The sequence below is a fragment of the Streptomyces sp. NPDC038707 genome (assembly GCF_040636485.1).
Classification (GTDB): domain Bacteria; phylum Actinomycetota; class Actinomycetes; order Streptomycetales; family Streptomycetaceae; genus Streptomyces.
On the sequence record NZ_JBEZUP010000051.1, the window covers coordinates 20,342 to 38,471 of the forward strand.

An 18,130-nucleotide genomic window follows, 5' to 3' on the forward strand; every position below is an offset into this window, starting at 1 on the left:
CCTCCTAGTTGTCGTAACCCCAGCCGGTCAGGTCGCGCCGGCCCCGGCGCAGGGTGACCGCGGGCTCGAAGGTGTTGGTCAGTTCCAGCCAGTCCTGGTAGCCGAGGTGGGCGCCGGAGCCGAACTTCAGCACCGTGCCCGTGCCGTGCCAGCGGTGTCGGACGAACGGGCCGGTCCACGCCGAGCCGTCGGGCCCGAGCTCCACCGTCTCCGGGCCGTCGGGTCCGTCCCAGCCGAGGGTGAGCCGCCCGTCTGTCACGAAGTAGTGGTTTTCCGCGTGGTCGATCAGGTCCGTTCCCGGGCCGTCGCAGTCCACCCGCAGGAAGGTGCCCACCAGGTCGGGGAGATGGGCGGCGGAGGCCATCGAGGCCGCCTCGTAGGCGCCGTAGGCGCGCCGGGAGCGACGCGAGTCGTCCACGGTCGTCCAGGTCTTGCCGACACCGTCGTGCTGGTTCTCGGCGGGCAGCAGGACCCGGTAGTCGAAGCCGAGGGCACGGCCGAGGCGTCGCAGCGTGTCCAGGCCCGCGGGGGCCGCCGGGTCGTGCAGCGCCTGCTCCAGGTCGGCCGCGTCCAGCCCCGCGGCGCGGGCGGCGGAGGCGCGGGAGTGCGCCCGGCGGGCCAGGAACAGATCCAGGACGGAGCCGGCGGTCACGTTGCCGGACAGGGCTTTCAGCGCCTCCTCGAAGGCACCGGAGGACCAGCTGTTCGCCTCGGTCATGACCGGCGAGATGTTCGACCGGGCGGTGTAGGACACGATCCTGGCGGGCGTGTCGGAGACCAGTGAGTAGCTGTGGGGGCAGTACGAGGGTTCCACGTACGAGTCGCCGGTGATCCAGTGGTCCGCGCCCTGGTTGGCGTGCAGGACCCGCCAGGTCTGCGGGGTGATCTCCTTGCCCCACCGGCCGTTGATGTCGCCGGGGCCGAGGTTGACCGTGATGGCCGGTTCGAGGTGACCGTTGTTGAGGGCGGGCAGCCGGTCGGCGGGGCAGAGGATGTCGAGCACCACGGGGGCGACCCGGCCGTCCGGCGCGGCCAGCGTGTAGTAGTTGTAGAAGTGGATGCCGTCACGCTGGATGGGACGTCGCGAAGCGTGCATCTCGTCCGCGCTCTTGTGCGCCACCGTCAGGTCCCGCCGGGACTCGGCGGCGAGCTGGGAGGGTTCGACGCTCAGGGCCGCCGCGAGGGGCGCTGTCAAGGCCGTGCCGTCGTCCTCGCCGTCGAGCAGTCGGCGCAGGTCGTCGAGGCTCACTCCGGCGAGGCCGGCGGTCTGCGTAGCGGTGTACTTGCGGGCGTTCATCCAGTGAGCGAGCTTGAACGGGTCTATCCGCACATCTCCTCCATCTCCGATCGTTCGCCCAGAAGCCGGCCGAGGGACTGACGGTTCAGCTGGCGGGGGTTGTCGTGGCAGCGGGGATACGTCACGGCTTCGGCCGCCACGCGGCGGTGGTCGACGGCGAGTTCGTCGTAGGTGGCCAGCCCGCAGGCGGTGATGAAGCGTTCCACCCGGGCAGCGGCGCGGGCCGGGGTGCCGCCGAGCGGGGAGGCGAGGCCGTCGATCACCCGGCGTACCTGGCCGGTGCCTCTGGGGTCGGCGCAGTCGTCGGGCAGCACGGCGTGGTTGTAGCGCAGCAGGCGCCCCAGCGTGACACCGCACGCGTGGCCGTGGGCGAGACCGTGTCGCAGGGTCAAGGGGTAGGAGATGGCGTGGCAGGACGAGGTCTGGGCGAGGGCGATGGCCCGCCCGGAGTGGTGGGCGGCGCGCTGGAGACGGCCCCGTGCGGCGTGGTCGAGGGTGCCGTCCCGTACCTGGTCGACGACCTGGGCCACGAGAGTGACGGCCGAAGTGCCCCAGCGGATGGACTCCGCCGTGGAACGAACGGACCAGGACGCCTCCGCCCCCTGGCACAGGGCGTCGAGGACGCCCGTGGCGAGGTCGCGGCGGCTCAGGCCGACGAGCAGTTCGGGGTCGAGCACGGCGGCGCACGGGCGTACGGCGGGCCCGGACAGCGACAGCTTCCGCTCGTGCCTGGTGTCCCACAGGGTGGCGAACGGTGTGGCCTCGGCCCCGGTCCCGGCGGTGGTGGGGACCGCGACGACACGGGAGGGGACTGCCAGGCCGGCGGACGCCGGCCCGGCCGCGCAGGCCCGGCGGACCTGGTCGGCGTCCGGCGGCCCGCCATGCGCGAGGGCCGCCGCCGCCTTGGCGGCGTCGATGACGGTGCCTCCGCCGATCGCCACCACCGCGTCCGCCCGCATGGCGTGCAGCTGCCGGGCGAGCCGGGCGACGCTCTCCGGGGTGGTGGGTCCTTCGTGCACGACGACGGTGGGATCGAGAGAACTCAGCGTCTCGGCCAGCCGGGAGGACCAGGGCCGTCCGGCGAAGCCGGGACCCACCACCTGGGCCACCCGCCGGGCTCGGCGGTTCCGGCCGGCCAGGAGCCCGGTGGCCCGCGCGATCTCCCCAGCGCCCTCGAAGACCACGAGTTCCCCGGGTGTGGTGTCAGGCATGGGAGTCCCCTCCTTCCTTTTGTGATGACTCGTGCAGCCGAGAAGGCGGTAGCGCCACGGAGAACTGCGCGGACTACAGCAGCGCGCGCAGTGTGTACGGCATGATTCCGCCGTGCCGGATGAATTCCGCTTCCATGTCCGTTTCGACCCGGACAACGGCTTCGAAGGAGACCGGACCCGCGGTCACCCGGACGGTTCGGGGCCGATTCTCGGCGAATTTTCCGACGCCCTGGATATTGATTTCCTCGGCCCCGGTGAGGCCCAGCGTCCGAGCATTCTGGCCGGCCGGGAACTGCAAGGGAAGAATACCCATTCCGACGAGGTTGGACCGGTGAATCCGCTCGAAAGACTCCGCGATCACCGCGCGGACACCGATCAGTGCCGGTCCCTTAGCCGCCCAGTCCCTGGAGGACCCGGTGCCGTACTCACGGCCGGCCAGCACCACCAGGGGGACCTTCGCGGCCCGGTAGGCCATGGCCGCCTCGTAGACGGTGACGATCTCGCCGGTGAGGTGGTTGACCGTGTAGCCCCCCACTTTGCCGCCGGCCAGGCGGTTGCGCAGCCGTGGGTTGGAGAACAGACCGCGCAGCAGGACCTCGTGGTTGCAGCGCCGCGCGCCGTAGGAGTTGAAGTCCTCGGGCGCCACCCCGAGGCCGCGCAGATGGGCGCCGGCCGCCGAGTGGGCGGGGATGGTTCCCGCGGGCGAGATGTGGTCGGTGGTGACCGAGTCTCCGAGATCCACCAGGACCCGGGCACCGCGGATGTCCTGCGGGGGGAGTGGCCGGGCCGCGGTGTCGGCGAAGTACGGCGGTTGCGCGATGTAGGTGGACTCCGCCCGCCACGGGTAGAGCTGCCGGGGCCGCGCCCGCAGGGCCTGCCACTCCTGATCACCGGCCATCAGGGAGTCGTAGATCGTCGTGTACGCGGCGGGGTCGACGGTCTTCCGCACCACCTCGTCGATCTCCCGGCTGTCGGGCCAGATGTCCGCGAGCGTGACGGGACGGCCGTCGGAGCCGACGCCGAGCGCCTCGGTGGTGAGGTCGATGTCCATCGTCCCGGCCAGCGCGTAGGCGACCACCAGCGGCGGCGAGGCCAAGTAGTTCATCCGGACGTCCGGGTTGATACGGCCCTCGAAGTTGCGGTTTCCGGACAGCACGGCCACCGAGGCCAGCCCGGAATCACGTACTGCCGTGGCCACTCCCTCCGGCAGCGGCCCGGAGTTGCCGATGCAGGTGGTACAGCCGAAGGCCACCAGGGAGAAGCCGAGCTTGTCCAGGTAGGTGTCCAGACCGGCACTGGCCAGGTACTCCATGACGACCGCCGAGCCCGGGGCGAGCGTGCTCTTCACCCAGGGGCGCGGCTGGAGACCGAGTTCGACGGCCTTCTTGGCGAGGAGGCCGGCCGCGATCAGCAGGGCGGGGTTGGAGGTGTTGGTGCAGGAGGTGATGGCCGCAAGCACCACGGCGCCGTCCGTCAGTGTGTGCCGGCTGCCGTCCGGTGCCGTGACCTCGGCCCGCCGTACGGTGCCGCCGCCGGCCTCGGACACGGCGCCGGCGAATGCGTCACGGGCGGCGGCCAGCGGCACCCGGTCCTGAGGACGCCGGGGACCGGCGATCGACGGGACGACCGAGGCCAGGTCGAAGGAGAGACGTTCGGAGTAACGGATACCGGCCAAGGCCGCGGGGTCGTACCACAGCCCCTGTGCCTGGGCGTAGGCCCGCACCAGGGTCACGTGGTGTTCCGGGCGGCCGGTGGCCCGCAGATAGCGCAACACCTCGTCGTCGACGGGGAACAGGGCCGAGGTGGCGCCGTACTCCGGGCACATGTTGGCGATCGTGGACCGGTCGGCGGCACCTAGCGCCGCCAGGCCGGGACCGTGGAACTCGATGAACGAGCCCACCACGCCGTGCTGCCGGAGCCGTTCCGTGAGGGTCAGCACGATGTCCGTGGCGGTCACCCCGTCCGCGGGCCGGCCGGTGAGTTCGCAGCCGATGACGCGGGGAACACGCAGTGACAGCGGCTGTCCCAGCACCGCCGCCACGGCCTCGATGCCGCCGACGCCCCAGCCCAGCACACCGATTCCGTTGACCATCGGGGTGTGCGAGTCGGTTCCCACGACCGTGTCGGGGTAGAGCGCGGGCCTGCCCTCCGGGCCGTCGGCGACCACCACGCTCGCCAGCCGTTCCAGGTTCACCTGGTGGATGATCCCGGTGTTCGGCGGGACGATCCGCAGCCGCTCGAAGGTGGCCTCCGCCCAGCGGAGCAGCTCGTAACGCTCGCGGTTGCGCGAGTGGTCCAGAGCCGCGTTGCGGGCGTAGGCGTCCGCCGTGCCGAACACGTCGGCCATGACCGAGTGGTCCACGACCAGGTCGACGGGGATGCGCGGGGTGAGCTTCTCGGGGGCTCCGCCGAGGCGGGCGAACGCCTCGCGCATGGCGGCCAGGTCGACCAGACAGGGCACACCGCTGTAGTCCTGCATGACCACGCGCGCCGGATGAAAGACGATCTCGGGAGCAACCCCCCGCGGATCCCAGGCGGCCAGTGCGCTCACCTGTCCGGCGCCCACCCGGCTCCCGTCCTCGTGCCGCAGCAGATTCTCCAGCAGAACCCGCAGGCCGTACGGAAGGCTTCCGGCCCCCGGTACCGCGTCCAGCCGGAATATCTCGTAGGAATGGCCCGCCACGTCAAGAGTGCCACGAGCGCCGAAACTATCGGGATGTTGCGATGAGCGGTACCGCGGACTCACACGGCCTCCACAGACTTCGTCGCGTTTTCTGCGCTGAATCGAGTATCACCCGATCGGAAAGTCTGACGCCAGGGACCCGACTATTCCACTTGTTGCCATGTCCCGTTATGGAAATTCATCCGCGCGCTGCGCGAACAGCCTTGGCCAGCTCGGATACGGTGGATTCTACGAAAATGGTGCGCACCGGCAGGCGCAGCCCGAAAGCCGCGTTGACCGCGGCGACAATCCGCGTCGCGGAAAGCGAGTTGCCGCCCACTTCGAAGAAGTTGTCGGCGCCGCCCGGCAGCGCGATGCCCAGGATGTCCCGCCAGATCTCCGCGATCCGTGCTTCGATCGGGTCCCGGGGCAGTGGCTGCTCCCGGCCGGACTGCCCGGAGGGGGCGAGGGGGTCGGGCAGGGCGTTGCGGTCGAGCTTGCCGTTGGGGCTGGTGGGCAACGCGTCGAGCACCACGAGGAATTCGGGCACCATGTAGCCGGGCAGCCGGTCCTTGAGCCAGTGGCGCAGTCCGGCCGGTGTGGGCCGCTCCGCCCCCGGCGCCGGCACCGCGTAGCCGACCAGGCGCCGCCGGTTTCCCTCGCCCCGGACCACAGCCGCGGCGAAGCGCACGCCCGGGTGGTCCTCGAGCCGCGTCTCGACCTCTCCGAGTTCGATCCGGAAACCGCGCAGTTTGACCTGGTGGTCGGCGCGCCCGAGGAACTCCAGCTCACCGTCGGCGCCCCAGCGCACCAGGTCGCCGGTGCGGTACAGGCGGGCGCCCGGCTCGCTTCCGGATGGCTCGGGAACGAAGCGCCCGGCGGTGAGGTCAGGCTGGCCGAGGTACCCCCGGGCGAGTCCGACGCCGCCGACGTACAGCTCGCCCTGCCGGCCGAAGGGCACCGGGCGCAACATGTCGTCCAGCACGTGCAGCGTGTACCCGGTGACGGGACGGCCGAGGGGCGGGACCCGGTCGGGGGTGCACCGTGCGATGGTGGAGAGGACGGTGGCCTCGGTGGGCCCGTATCCGTTGAACACGTCGCGTCCGTCGCACCACTGCTGGGCGAGTTCCAGGGGCGCTGCCTCGCCGATCATGGCCACCGTGCGCAGCCCCGGCAGTTCGCTCGCGGTGAGCGTGGACAACGCCGATGGTGACAGCAGCACCGTGGTGATGCGGCGCTGCCGGATCAGTCTGGCGAGGTCCTCGCCGGGAACGAGCGCCGCGCGCGGTTCGACGACCAGGGTGGCCCCGGCGTCGAACGCGGTCAGCAGCTCCAGCACGGAGGCGTCGAAGCTCGGCGAGGCGAACCGCAGGACACGGCTGTCCGACCGCTGCGCGAACTGTTTGATGCTGCGCGCGAGGCTGCCGATGCCGTGGTGGGGCACCATGACCCCCTTGGGCACACCGGTGGATCCCGAGGTGAAGATGATGTAAGCGAGTTGCTGCGGCTGGACGGAGATCTCCGGCCGGTGCGCGGGCGCGTCGGCGAGGGCGCTGCGGGTCGTCTCGTCGTCCATCAGCAACGTGGTCACGTCGTCGCGGGCGAACCGGTCGGCCAGCGACCGCTGGCTCACCAGCAGCCGGGCTCCGCCGCGGCGGAGGATGAGGTCCAGTCGGGCCGACGGATACTCCGGGTCGAGCGGCAGCAGGACGGCTCCGGCCTTCAGGACGCCGAAGGTCGCCACGAGGGCGTCCGCCGTGCCGTCCAGTGCGACCCCGACGGGCTGTTCGGCCGCGACACCCAGCGCCAGGAGATGGTGGGCGAGCCGGTTGGCGGCTTCGTCCAGTTGCCGGTAGGTCAGGTGGCGATCGGGGGCCTCCACTGCGATGTTCCGCGGCCAGCGCCTGGCGGCGTCCTCCAGCACGCCGTGCAGGGTGCGGTGAGGTTGGGGGCCGTCCTCGGCGAGGGCGTTGACCTGCCGCAGGTGCCCGGTCTCGTCCTGGGTGAGCACCGGCAGCGCGCCCAGCTCCCGGTCGGGGTCGTCGGTGACGGACCGGGCGAGCAGGTCAAGCCGCTCGGCGAGCCGGTCCACGGTGACTGGCTCGAACAGGGCCGTGCTGTACTCGAAGTAGCCGGTGTAGGCGTGGTCGCGATCGGTGAGCACCAGCGTCAGGTCGAACTTGGCCGAGTCCGGCGTGTGCTGCTCGCGGTGCCGCTCGGGCAGCAGGGTGTCCAGCTCCCCGGCGTCCCGGCCGTCCTCCATGACGAAAGCGACCTGGAACAGCGGGTTGTGGGTCAGCGTGCGCTCGGTCTGCGTCTCCTCGACCAGCCGCTCGAAGGGCAGATCCTGCCGGGCCAGCGCGCCGACGGTGGTCTCCCGGACCTGGGCCAGCAGGTCACGGAAGCTGGTGCCCGGCTCGACCGTGACGCGCATGGCCAGGGTGTTGGCGAAGAAGCCGATCAGATCGTCAAGCTCGGGACGCGTCCTGTTGGCCACCGGCGTTCCGATGACCATGTCCCGTTCGCCGCTCCAGCGGTGCAGCAGCGCGGCGAACACGGCCAGCATCGTCATGAACGGGGTGGCACCGCACCGCTCCGCGAGGTCCCGGAGAGCCGCGGTCAGCTCGGCCGGCAGGGCGAACCGGCGCCGGGCGCCCTCGTACGTGGCCACCGCCGGCCGCGGGTGGTCGAAGGGCAGGCCGATGGCTGGTGGCGCGCCGTGCATCCGTTCACGCCAGTAGCCGAGCAGTTCCTCCAGCCGCCGGTCGTCCAGCGCGCGGCGCTGCCACACCGCGAAGTCCGCGTACTGGATCGTCAGCGGTGGTAGGGCGGCCGACTCCCCCGTCTCCTCGGCCTCCAGCAGAGCGGTGAGGTCGCGGCGCAGCAGTCCCACCGACCAGCCGTCGAAAACCGTGTGATGAAACGTCAGGAACAACAGGGTGTCGTCGTCCCGCAGCCGCAGCAGCGAGCAGCGCACAAGCGGGCCCGCGGCAAGGTCGAAGGGGCGTCGCTTCTCCTCTCCGCACAGCCGCAACGCGGCGGCGTCGCGGGCGCTCGCGGGGAGTTCGCGCAGGTCCGTCTCGCTCAGGGGAGGGGACAGCCGCTCGGCGATGCTCTGCCTGGGCTCGCCGCCGTCCGACGGGAAGGTAGTGCGCAGGACCTCGTGGCGCCGGGTCAGCTCGTCCAGGGCGCCGCGCACCACGGCGGTGGTGACGGGGCGCCGGAGCCGCAAGGAGGCGGAGACGTTGTAGACCGCGCGGCCGGGCTCCAGTTGGTCGAGGAACCACAACCGGTGCTGTGCGAAGGACAGCGGCACCGGCGCGCCGTCGTCCGGCCTGCGGGGGATTCCCGGATTCCGGCCCGCTCCCGCCGCCGCTCGCAGCCGGTTCTCGAACAACACCCGCTGCTTGGGCGACAGTGCGGCGATCCTGGTCTGAAGATCTTCCACTGCTGATGTCATCCCCTCTGTAGGACGCCGCCGAGGGCGGGGCCGGCGGCGGTCGGCTCTGAGTGATCCGCTAACCGAAAGCACGGGCCGCGACGACGGCGGCCGAGACGATGCCCTCTCCGATGACGAGTCCCGAGGCGACGGTCCCCACGGTCTCCTTCAAGTGGGGCGCTCTCCGGCCGACCAGCCAGGCCGCCGCGCCGCCCAGTGACATCACGAGGACGGTTTCCGGCGGGAGCAGCAGGCCGAGGCCCAGGGCGGACGGCGAGATCGGGGCGAACGTGAGCAGGAACCCCGCCGGCAGAGCCGCGGCGAGCGGCGGCCCGACCTGCTGGGCCTGTGAGGAGTCCAGCGAGTACGCCGTCGCCACGAAGTCGAAGGCCCGGGCCAGCGGGGCGGGGAATTCCGGCTTTCCGACCAGGCCGGAACGCAGCAGCACCGCCATCAGCGCCAGGCCCACGACGGCTCCCAGCCAGCCGCCGAGGGCCTGGGTGGACAGCACCAGCCCCGAGGCGGGCCGCGCGGACACCGCCGTGTCCGCCACCCTGATCGCGTAGGTGTAGTACAACGCCGCCATCGCGGCGCCGGCGACCGCGGTGCTGAGGATGATCGCGTCGGAGACCGGCAGCCCGATCAGCCGCAGCAGGATGATGCCGAGGAAGATAGCGGGGGACAGCGGCGCCAGGCCGGTCTCGGCGCCGACGCGGATGAAGAACAACGCGAACAGCAGAGTCGTCACCGAGATCAGCGCCGCCACGCCGAGGCCCCGGCCTGCCCCGTAGTGCCAGCACAGCGCCGCGGCACTGGTGACGAGCAGCGCGGCGAGGACGGCCCCGGTCCGGCGGTCGCCGGTGACGTGAGGCGCGGCCGGCCCGCGCCTCATCACCCGGACGGACCTGACCAGGGTGGCCACCGAGTACCCGACGATGATACCGATGCCCACGGCGAGCACCGGCCCGTCCGACAGGTGCTGGGTGTAGCTGGCATGAGGGTCGCGCCGTCCCCATACCACTGCGGAGCACACGGTGCCGACGAGCATCCACACCGCGGAGCGGGTACCGGCGAGCGCTCCGACACCGAGCAGCATGGGAGACAGGGCCAGGCCGAGGAACGCGGGGGTTCCGGGCAGGTGAGCGGTTCCGTCGCCCGTCACGACGGAAGCGAGGACGGCGACGGCGCCGGAGACCAGCGCCGACCACCACAGCGGGCGGGCGGAGACCTCTCGTTCTCGGCTGAGGCTCGCCATCAGATCGATGGCCGGCCGCAGCGTGGGGAACGGCATGTCGTCCTGCCGGAACATGCGGACGGCGGCCAGCCCGAGTACCAGGCCGGTGGCGTTGGCGAGCAGAACGATGACGGTCAGGGCGACCCAGGGCGGCGGTCCCGCGTCCCTCAGATGGTTGGCCGCGATGCCGGAACCCACGGCGGCAGCCGAGAGATAGCCGCTGGAGGCCACCGAGAAGACGACGAACAGGCTGAGCCAGGACATGCGCCGGCGCAGCCGCAGCCAGGCCGCTCCCGCCACCACGACCAGCGCCGACCCGCCGAAGGCGACGCCTGTCTTGAAGATGACGAGGATGTTAAAAACGCACAGCAGCGCGCCGATTAGGACACCGCCGACGACCGCCCATCCGCCCGGTCTCCCGGAGGACGCCTTGCCGTCCGGCGGCGGGTCCGGGACGTGAGTGCCCGTGCCGGCCGTGCCGCATCCCGCCGTCTCTCCGCGCGGCCGGTGTCGGCCGCCCCGGTCCGGTCCGTGGCCTTTCAGGATCCGTCCTCCCCGTCCTGTGCCTCCAACTCCGCCAGCAGCCGCTGCGTGGCCGCACTGTCGGCAGCCGCCTGCGCGGTGACCACCGCCAGAGCGAAGGCCGACAGAGTGGGGTGTTCGAACACGAGACTGACCGGCAGGTCCACGCCGAACGCCGCCGACGCGCGGCCGGTCATCCGGGCGGCGAGCAACGAGTGGCCGCCGACCTCGAAGAAGTTGTCCTCGACGCCGATCTCGCCGACACCCAGAAGACCGGCCCAGATACCGGCCAGTTCGGCTTCCGCCGGGGTGGCCGGCGGGGTCCTGTGCCCAGCCGGGCGCCGCGCGTCGGGTGCCGGGTCGGGCAGCGCCCTGCGGTCCGTCTTGCCGCTCGGTGTCAGCGGGATCCGCTCGACGGTGACGTAGGTGCCGGGCCTCATGTAGGCGGGGAGCCGGGCCGCCGCCATCCCCCGCAGTTCCTCCACGAGTTCACCGGCACGCTCGGGGCGGGCCGGTCGTACGTAGGCCACCAGGCGCTGGTCGTCGCTGCCCGTTCCCCGGACGTCGACAACCACCTCGGTGGCCTCGGCGTGGCCTGCCAAGGCAGCTTCGACCTCTGCGAGTTCGAGGCGCTGACCGCGCAGCTTCACCTGTCCGTCCTCGCGCCCCAGGTATTCCAGGACGCTGTCACGGCGCCACCGGGCCAGGTCGCCGGAGCGGTACATGCGTGAGCCCGGTGGACCGTAGCAGTCCGGCAGGAACCGCTCGGCTGTCAGTGCCGCCCTGCCGTGGTAGCCGCGGGCGACCGGAACACCGCCGAGCCACAGCTCGCCGGGCACGCCCGGCGGGACCGGGTTCAGCTCGCCGTCCAGCACATAGCAACGGGCGTTCGCGATGGGACGGCCGATCGGCACAGTCGGCTCACCGGGTCGGCACTGCCAGTGGGTGACCTCGATCGCCGCCTCGGTCGGCCCGTAGAGGTTGTGCAGTTCGACCTCGGGCAGGCGGGTGAAGAACCGGTCGCGCAGGGCCGGTGAGAGCGCCTCGCCGCTGCAGAACACCCGGCTCAGGCGCAGATCGGACGGGAGAGTGCCGACGTCGAGAAAGGCGGCGAGCATCGAAGGGACGAAGTGCACGTCCGTCACGCCGTCCGCGGCGATTCGGTCCGCGATGTAGCCGGGGTCCCGGTGGCCGTCGGGCCGGGCGAGCACCAGTGTCGCTCCGGAGGCCAGGGTCCAGAAGATCTCCCACACCGAGACGTCGAAGTGGATGGGCGTCTTGTGCAGGACCACCGTGCCCGGACCGGCGGGGAAGGCGGCCATGCCCCAGCGGATGCGATTGCACACCGGGCCGTGCTCGGTGAGGACGCCCTTGGGCCGCCCGGTGGAGCCGGATGTGTACATGAGGTAGGCCAGTTGTCCGGCGGTGACCTCGGGCAGCGCCTGCGTGGCCTCCGAGGCGTCCGCCGACTGGTCCAGGCCGTCGAGCGGCAGTACATCCATCCCCTGCGTCTCGGGCAAGGTGTCCAGGTGCCGCCGCAGGGTCAGCAGGGTGCGGGCCCCGCTGTCACGCAGCACGAAGGAGGTGCGTTCGGACGCGTCGTTCGGGTCCAGGGGCAGGTAGGCACCACCCGCCTTGAGGACGGCCACGAGCGCGACGACCATCTCCAGGGATCGCTCGCAGGCAACCGCCACCACGCTCTCCGGTCCCACGCCACGAGCCAGCAGTGACCGCGCCAGCCGTTCCGCCGAGGCGTCAAGCTGACGGTACGACAACTCCTGTCCGGTGTCGGTCCGTACGGCGACGGCATCGGGGGTGCGCCGGACCTGGGCGCTCACGAGCGCGGGCAGGGAGTCCGTGTCCCGCTCGCCGGGCAGGGCGGCGGCCGTGTCGTTCCAGGTGTGGAGCACGCGTTCACGTGCCGCCCGGTCCTGGAGCGGCAGCAGAGCGACCGGCAGGTCCGTGTGATCGAGCGCCGCGTCGAGCAGGGTGACGAGCTGAGCGCCGAGGTCCTCGATCCGCTCCCGGTCGAACAGGTCCGTGTCGTATTCCCACTCCGCGCGCATGCCGGTCCCGGTCCGGGTCACGAACAGGGTGAGGTCGAACATCGCGCCACCGGTGTCGCCGGCCCCGTCGTCCCGTACGAACGGCCCGCTGTCGGACGCCCCTCCATCCCGGTCCGGTGTGTTCTGCAGCGCGAGCATCACCTGCACGAGAGGGGTGTGGGCCGGGCTGCGCACCGGCGCGAGTTCCTCGACCAGGCGGTGGAAGGGAATCTCCTGCCTGGCGAAGCTCTCGGTGACCGCTTCCCGCGTCCTGCGCACCAGCTCCAGGAACGACGGCCGCCTCTGCAGACCCAACCGCACCGGGACGGTGTTCACGAAGAGGCCCACCACGTCTTCGATGGCGGTGCGTGTACGACCCGCTACGGGAGAACCGACGAGGAAGTCGTCCTTTCCCGTCAGCCGATGCAGCAGCGTGCCGAACCCGGCGAGCAGCACGGTGTACGGAGTCGTGCCCTCGTCGTTGGCGAGTTGTTCGAGCCGCTGGGTGACGGACGCCGGGATGCTGAAGGCCAGCCGGGCGCCGCGGTGGCGCTTGACCGCGGGGCGCGGCCGGTCGGCCGGGACTTCCAGAAGGGGCGGTACTCCCGTGAGATGCTCTCGCCACCAGTCGAGCAGCTGCGCCTCGGTCTCGGCCGCTTCCGCACGTTGAAGCGCAGCCCACTCGTGGTACTGGACGGTCTGCGCCGACAGGCCGGGGTCGGTGTGCGCGCGGTGTGCCCGGTACAGGTGGTTCAGCTCCCGGATGAGGATGTCGTCCGACCAGGCGTCGGTGATGATGTGCGGCATGGTCACCAGGAGCCGGTGACACGTGTCGGTGATGTGCAGCAGCCGGACCCGCAGGAGCGGGCCGGTCGCCAGATGGAAGGGGGTGCGTGCCTCCTCGGAGGCGAGGCGCGCGGCTGCGGCCGGTCGCTCGGCCTCGGGCAGCCCGCGTAGGTCGGACACGGCGAGCGGGATGTGTACCCGATCCAGGATCCGCTGGCGGGGGCGGCCCTGCACACTCGGGAAGACGGTGCGCAGCCCGGCATGCCGATCCGCCAGATCCTGTACGCACCTCTTGAGCACGCCGGCGTCCAGCCGGCCGTCGTAACGGAGCGCGAAATGGATGGTGTAGGCGGTGCCCCCCGGATGAAGACGGTCGAAGAACCACATGGGCTCCTGCTGGAACGTCAGGGGCGCGTCCTTCTCTCCCGGTCCGTCGCCGGAGCCTGCGCCGTCCACCGTCGCGACCTCGGCTCCGTCGGCCGGTGAGACCTGGGACGTACGGCCCGGTGCCGACGGCGCGGAGCGGGTGGCCCTGAGCCGCGTGGCGAGTGCGGCGGCCGACGGCGACTCGAAGACGTCCCGCAGCGGCAGAGGGGTGCCCAGTGCCTCGCGGATGCGGGCCGCGGCGCGCACCACCATGACCGAGTTCGCCCCGAGCTTGAAGACGTTGTCATCGGCGCCGATCTCCGGTCGGTCGAGCAGCCCGGCCCAGATGGAGGCGATCCGCGAGGTGACGGGGTCGGACGTACCAGGTGTCATTCGCCACTCTCCCCGAGCGCGCGCAACAGGCTGAGCGGCCGCATGTCCTTCCAGTGCTCGCGGATGCAGGAGACGCATTCGTCACGAGTGCCGCCACCGCCATGGGCCCGCCAGCCAGCAGGCAGCTCACACCCCTCGGGCCACAACGAGAACTGGCCTTCGTGGTTGACGACCACCCGGAAGCGCGCCGTTTCGCTGTCGAGCATTCGTCTCCGTCCCCTCTCCCCGTCGCGTACGCGTAACGTTCCGGTGCAGAAGAAAAGCTCGTGCGATCATCGTTCAAGCCGTCTGCGATTTCACTCGTTACGAACGTCCGCCAGTGGACATGGCCGCTAGTGGACTCGCGAGATCGCTCAACCCCGGGTCAGGACTCGCGTACACGGCCGCAGGCGCACCCGCGTTCGGCACCGGCCTGCACAAGCGCTGTGGGCGGCCACCACGATTCCCCACCGAACAGATCCACCACGACCTCGAAGACCGCACCCACGAACTCGTCCTCGTCTTCGGCATTGCACCAGCACTCGCGGTTCACCGCATCACACCTCGTCACTGAAGGAAAACATCGGCCCGAGAGCAGAGGTCCTCGTAGCACGCACCGCAAGAGCGCTCGCCACTCGGCTGCACCTGCGCGAGGGAAACGCAACAAGCAGCTTTTTCGGCCGATTTGAAAGGTTGGGGAGCCCTTGATGATCCATACCCGCGTCTTACAACGGCTAATACTGCAACGGCGTTTGTGGTGACTGGTGGCCAGGTCAGGGGCTGTGCCCGCGTCGTTTGTAGTGGCTGGTGCGGGCCTGGTGCTGGCGTCGGCGGCGCCAGGTCGACCAGTGCAGGATGTGCCCGACGGGTGCGGGCCGGCGGTCGGTGAGGCGGGTGATCAGCCGCCTGATCTCGGCGAGGCTTAGGTGGATGAGCTGGGAGGATCCGTTTCTGCTTTCCGCGCATGCAGCTCGCGGGCTCGCAGGACGGTCAGGCAGGCGTGAGCGGCCATCGCGAGGGTCGTGTGCCGGTGCCATCCGGGGTAGCGGCGGACCTGGTAGTCATCCAGACCGTAATCCTGTTTCGCGCTCTGGAAACATTCCTCGATGGCCCACCGGCTGCCCGCGACTCGGCGAACCAGGTCAGGCCGGTGTGCCGGAGGTCGTGGCGGCGCAGGTGTTCGTAGCCGAACCTGATGACGACGTCGTCCCAGTGGGTGGCGTCGCGCAGGACGGTGGTGGAGATGCGTCCGCCGCGCGGGCCGGTGAACAGGCGGGCGTCGGGGTCGGGGCCGGCGGACAGGATGCGCTGGGCGACGGGGGGCGGATCTCCTCGATGATGGGGACCTTGGCCGCACGGTCCGGATCCACTGGTCGGGTGTCCTGGACGTGGCAGCCTGAGACTTCGCCGATCCGGGCGGCGGCGCACGCGGCGAAGACGACGACCTCACCCCACCCGCGGTAGTGGTCGTGGAAGGCGGCCACGAACGCGTCGGCCGGCCGGACAAGGCTGTCCCAGTCGGGCAGGGCCAGCGCGCGCGGATCGCGAAGTTCGTCCTCGGTCTGCTTGTAGAGCTTCTGCCAGCCGGTCACGCGGGCCGGGTTGTCGGTGATGATGCCGTCCCGCACGGCCTGTTCCATGACGCGGACCAGGACGGCGATGGTGTTCTTGACCGTTGAGCGGCTGTGTTCGTCGGCGATCCAGTCCTGCACGGTCCGGTCGACGACACCGCTGGTGATCAGCCGCACGGCGAGGTGCCCCAGGGCGGGAACCACACGCTTCCGCCACCCCGCGAGATAGGGGTCGAGTGTCTTCAGCTCCAGGCCGCGCAGCGCGAGGTCCATGTTCGCCTCGCCGTGTCCGGCCGGCGTCATGGTGGCGGTCGACGGGGTTGGGCCGGCTTGTGCGGCCTGGACGATGGCCTGCAGCCACTCCCGCGCTTCTTCTTCGCTGTTCTTTCCCTCGGACAGTGAACCTCTTTCATCCTGTGCTGGCGGGTGAAATGAGCTGGTCAGTGGGTGTGGTGACGAGGCAGGGCCCCTTGTCGTTGGCGTGGTGATTCCACTCAGCACACCGGCGACGGAAGAGGCCCTGTTGGTTCCGTATCCTGCCATGCTCGACGTCCCGCATGAGCTCGTCGAGCACGTTGCCTGGCTGCTGTACGAGCACCGTTGCGCACGTAACACCCGCTGGCGGAGGCTAGGCTGCTTCGACCAGGCACTGCTCACGCTGGTCCACCTGCGCAAGAACGAGACGTTCGCCCAGCTCGGCGCCGGGTTCGCGATATCGCAGGCTACCGCCTGGCGCTACGTGGACGAGACCCTGGAGGTGCCGGCTTCCTGGACCCCAGACCTCCATGAAGCCCTCACCGGCCTCGGTGAGGGCGACCACGTCATCGTTGACGGCACGCCGATCCCCACCGACCGCGTCCGCGCCGATGAGCCGTACTACTCGCAGAAACACAAGAAGCACGGCATGAACGTGCAGGTCATCACCCGTCCTGACGGCACACCGCTGTGGTTCTCCCGCGCGACACCCGGCCGCACACATGACCTGACCCAGGCCCGCGCCCACGGCATCGTCCAGGCCTGCCTGACCCGGCAGATCCTCGTGCCGGCGGACCGCGCCTACCAGTGCGCCGGCGCCACCTTCCGCACCCCGTACCACCACCACAGCGAACAGCCCGAGCACTACCAGCAGTTCAACCGCGACCACGCTCGGCTCCGCGCCCCCGGCGAACGCGCCTTCGCCCGACTCAAGCCCTGGCACATCATGCGCAGAGCACGCTGCTCCACCCGCCGCATCAGCCGCACCGTCCAAGCCATCCACGTACTACTGACCTGCGACTATGCAGGATGAAAAAGGTTCAGTTAGTTAGAGACCCAGCCCGATGAAGACGGGAGCGGGAACGGTCCCCTGGTGCTGCTGCAACCGCTGGCCGGCAAGCCGTGTCTCCACCTGCATGAGACTCACCCAGTGGTTACGGACATCCCGAACCGACCGAGAGCTGCGCCTGTGGAAGGTGGGTCTTGTCCTCCCTCTGGCCTTCATCGCCGCAATCGCGGTCGCGGTCGCTGTCTTCTACACCGGCTGGGACCTCCTCGACGTCCATGGGCTGAAGCCCGAACGGCGCATCGATTCAAAGACACTCTTCGACCTGGTCAAGCTGTCCTTCGGCGTCGTCGCCGGCGCAGGTGCTCTCGTCGCCCTGGTCGTCGCCTACCGCCGCCAGCGCGTCGACGAAGCCGGCGCCCACCGCGAAGACACCCGCCTGCACACCGAGCGTTTCTCCCAGGCCGTTGACAAACTCGGCTCCGACTCCCCAGCCGTCCAACTCGGCGGCGTCCACGCCCTTGCCGGCCTCGCCGACGACGCCCCCGACGACAGCCTCCGCCAGACCTGCATCGACGTCCTGTGCGCCTACCTCCAGCTCTCCTTCACCCCCGACCCCGGCAACGACCCCGCCCACCAAGAGGAACACCACCGCTACCTGGCCCTCCGCAATGTCCGCCACACCATCCTGCGCCTCATCGGCGACCACTACCGGCGCCCTAAGGGAACCCACCGCTCCTGGCAAGGCTGTGACCTCGACTTCACCGGCGTCATCATCGACGGCCCCTTGGATTTCGCCGGCGCGACGTTCTCCGGCGCCAAGGTGTCCTTCAACCGCGCGACGTTCTCCGGCGCCAAGGTGTCCTTCGACGGCGCGACGTTCTCCTACGGCGGGGTGTTCTTCGTCGGCGCGACGTTCTCCGGCGGCACGGTGTCCTTCGACGGCGCGACGTTCTCCTTCGGCACGGTGTCCTTCTACGAAGCGACCTTCTCCGGCAGCATGGTGTCCTTCGACGAAGCGACCTTCTCCGGCAGCATGGTGTCCTTCGACCACGCGACGTTCTCCGGCGGCAGAGTGCCCTTCGACGGCGCGACGTTCTCCGGCGGCACGGTTTCCTTCGACGACGCGACAGGGTCACCCCCGCCTGGACTCATCGACGCCGTTGGTACTCCTGTTCCTGCCACAGTCACGCTGCCCGGGGCTTGGTTGCCCTCGAATCCCTAACGCACCAGGAGGCGGAAACGGTCGAGAGCGGCCTCGTCTGCCGGACTAAGGGCTGTCCCGCAAAGATCTTGGCTGCGGGTCCGGAGCGGTCTGAAGAGTGGGTGGGGTGCTCAGCTGGTGGTTCGTGAGGTGCTCAGGG

The 18,130-nt window shown here is 70.5% G+C and carries 10 protein-coding genes and 1 pseudogene; 2 read left to right on the forward strand and 9 right to left on the reverse strand.

Features of this window, described 5'->3' with window-relative positions:
- Positions 1 to 4: 4 nt before the first annotated feature.
- The 9 genes and pseudogenes from hepD to AB0E62_RS37540 all read right to left on the reverse strand — a co-directional run bounded on the left by hepD (position 5) and on the right by AB0E62_RS37540 (position 15,808).
- Positions 5 to 1,330, reverse strand: coding sequence for a 2-hydroxyethylphosphonate dioxygenase (hepD, locus tag AB0E62_RS37500; RefSeq protein WP_362204761.1), 1,326 nt, complete (start codon positions 1,328 to 1,330; stop codon positions 5 to 7).
- Positions 1,321 to 2,508, reverse strand: coding sequence for a phosphonoacetaldehyde reductase (locus tag AB0E62_RS37505; protein WP_362204764.1), 1,188 nt, complete (start codon positions 2,506 to 2,508; stop codon positions 1,321 to 1,323). Before AB0E62_RS37505 ends, hepD begins: the two co-directional genes overlap by 10 nt.
- Positions 2,509 to 2,581: 73 nt before the next feature.
- On the reverse strand, positions 2,582 to 5,254 hold the full coding sequence (gene acnA / locus AB0E62_RS37510; protein ID WP_362204767.1) for an aconitate hydratase AcnA: 2,673 nt from the start codon (positions 5,252 to 5,254) through the stop codon (positions 2,582 to 2,584).
- 115 nt (positions 5,255 to 5,369) lie between these two features.
- Positions 5,370 to 8,618, reverse strand: a complete 3,249-nt coding sequence (locus AB0E62_RS37515) for an amino acid adenylation domain-containing protein (RefSeq protein ID WP_362204770.1) — start codon at positions 8,616 to 8,618, stop codon at positions 5,370 to 5,372.
- 70 nt (positions 8,619 to 8,688) lie between these two features.
- Positions 8,689 to 10,146: a hypothetical protein gene (locus tag AB0E62_RS37520; RefSeq protein ID WP_362204773.1), complete on the reverse strand. Its 1,458-nt coding sequence runs from the start codon at positions 10,144 to 10,146 to the stop codon at positions 8,689 to 8,691.
- A 236-nt stretch (positions 10,147 to 10,382) separates the two neighbouring features.
- On the reverse strand, positions 10,383 to 13,955 hold the full coding sequence (locus AB0E62_RS37525; RefSeq protein ID WP_362204776.1) for an amino acid adenylation domain-containing protein: 3,573 nt from the start codon (positions 13,953 to 13,955) through the stop codon (positions 10,383 to 10,385).
- The gene (locus tag AB0E62_RS37530) at positions 13,952 to 14,161 is read right to left on the reverse strand and encodes an MbtH family NRPS accessory protein (RefSeq protein ID WP_362204779.1); all 210 of its coding nucleotides are present in this window, start codon (positions 14,159 to 14,161) and stop codon (positions 13,952 to 13,954) included. The genes AB0E62_RS37525 and AB0E62_RS37530 overlap by 4 nt, the downstream gene beginning before the upstream one ends.
- A 695-nt stretch (positions 14,162 to 14,856) precedes the next feature.
- Positions 14,857 to 15,072, reverse strand: a pseudogene (locus AB0E62_RS37535) (IS701 family transposase); the annotation flags it as partial.
- A 4-nt stretch (positions 15,073 to 15,076) separates the two neighbouring features.
- Positions 15,077 to 15,808: a hypothetical protein gene (locus tag AB0E62_RS37540; RefSeq protein WP_362204788.1), complete on the reverse strand. Its 732-nt coding sequence runs from the start codon at positions 15,806 to 15,808 to the stop codon at positions 15,077 to 15,079.
- Between the two features lie 178 nt (positions 15,809 to 15,986).
- Between AB0E62_RS37540 and AB0E62_RS37545 the strand changes: the two genes are divergently transcribed.
- A complete protein-coding gene (locus tag AB0E62_RS37545) occupies positions 15,987 to 16,793 on the forward strand; it encodes a transposase family protein (RefSeq protein ID WP_362204782.1) in 807 nt (268 codons plus the stop codon).
- 163 nt (positions 16,794 to 16,956) lie between these two features.
- A complete protein-coding gene (locus tag AB0E62_RS37550) occupies positions 16,957 to 17,991 on the forward strand; it encodes a pentapeptide repeat-containing protein (RefSeq protein ID WP_362204785.1) in 1,035 nt (344 codons plus the stop codon).
- Positions 17,992 to 18,130: the final 139 nt, after the last annotated feature.

What these genes read in the sequence shown, in the direction of transcription:
- AB0E62_RS37530 (WP_362204779.1), bottom strand. Translation starts at nt 14,161, where the DNA reads ATGCTCGACAGCGAAACGGCGCGCTTCCGGGTGGTCGTCAACCACGAA.
- AB0E62_RS37505 (WP_362204764.1), bottom strand. Translation starts at nt 2,508, where the DNA reads ATGCCTGACACCACACCCGGGGAACTCGTGGTCTTCGAGGGCGCTGGG.
- AB0E62_RS37540 (WP_362204788.1), bottom strand. Translation starts at nt 15,808, where the DNA reads ATGACGCCGGCCGGACACGGCGAGGCGAACATGGACCTCGCGCTGCGC.
- AB0E62_RS37525 (WP_362204776.1), bottom strand. Translation starts at nt 13,955, where the DNA reads ATGACACCTGGTACGTCCGACCCCGTCACCTCGCGGATCGCCTCCATC.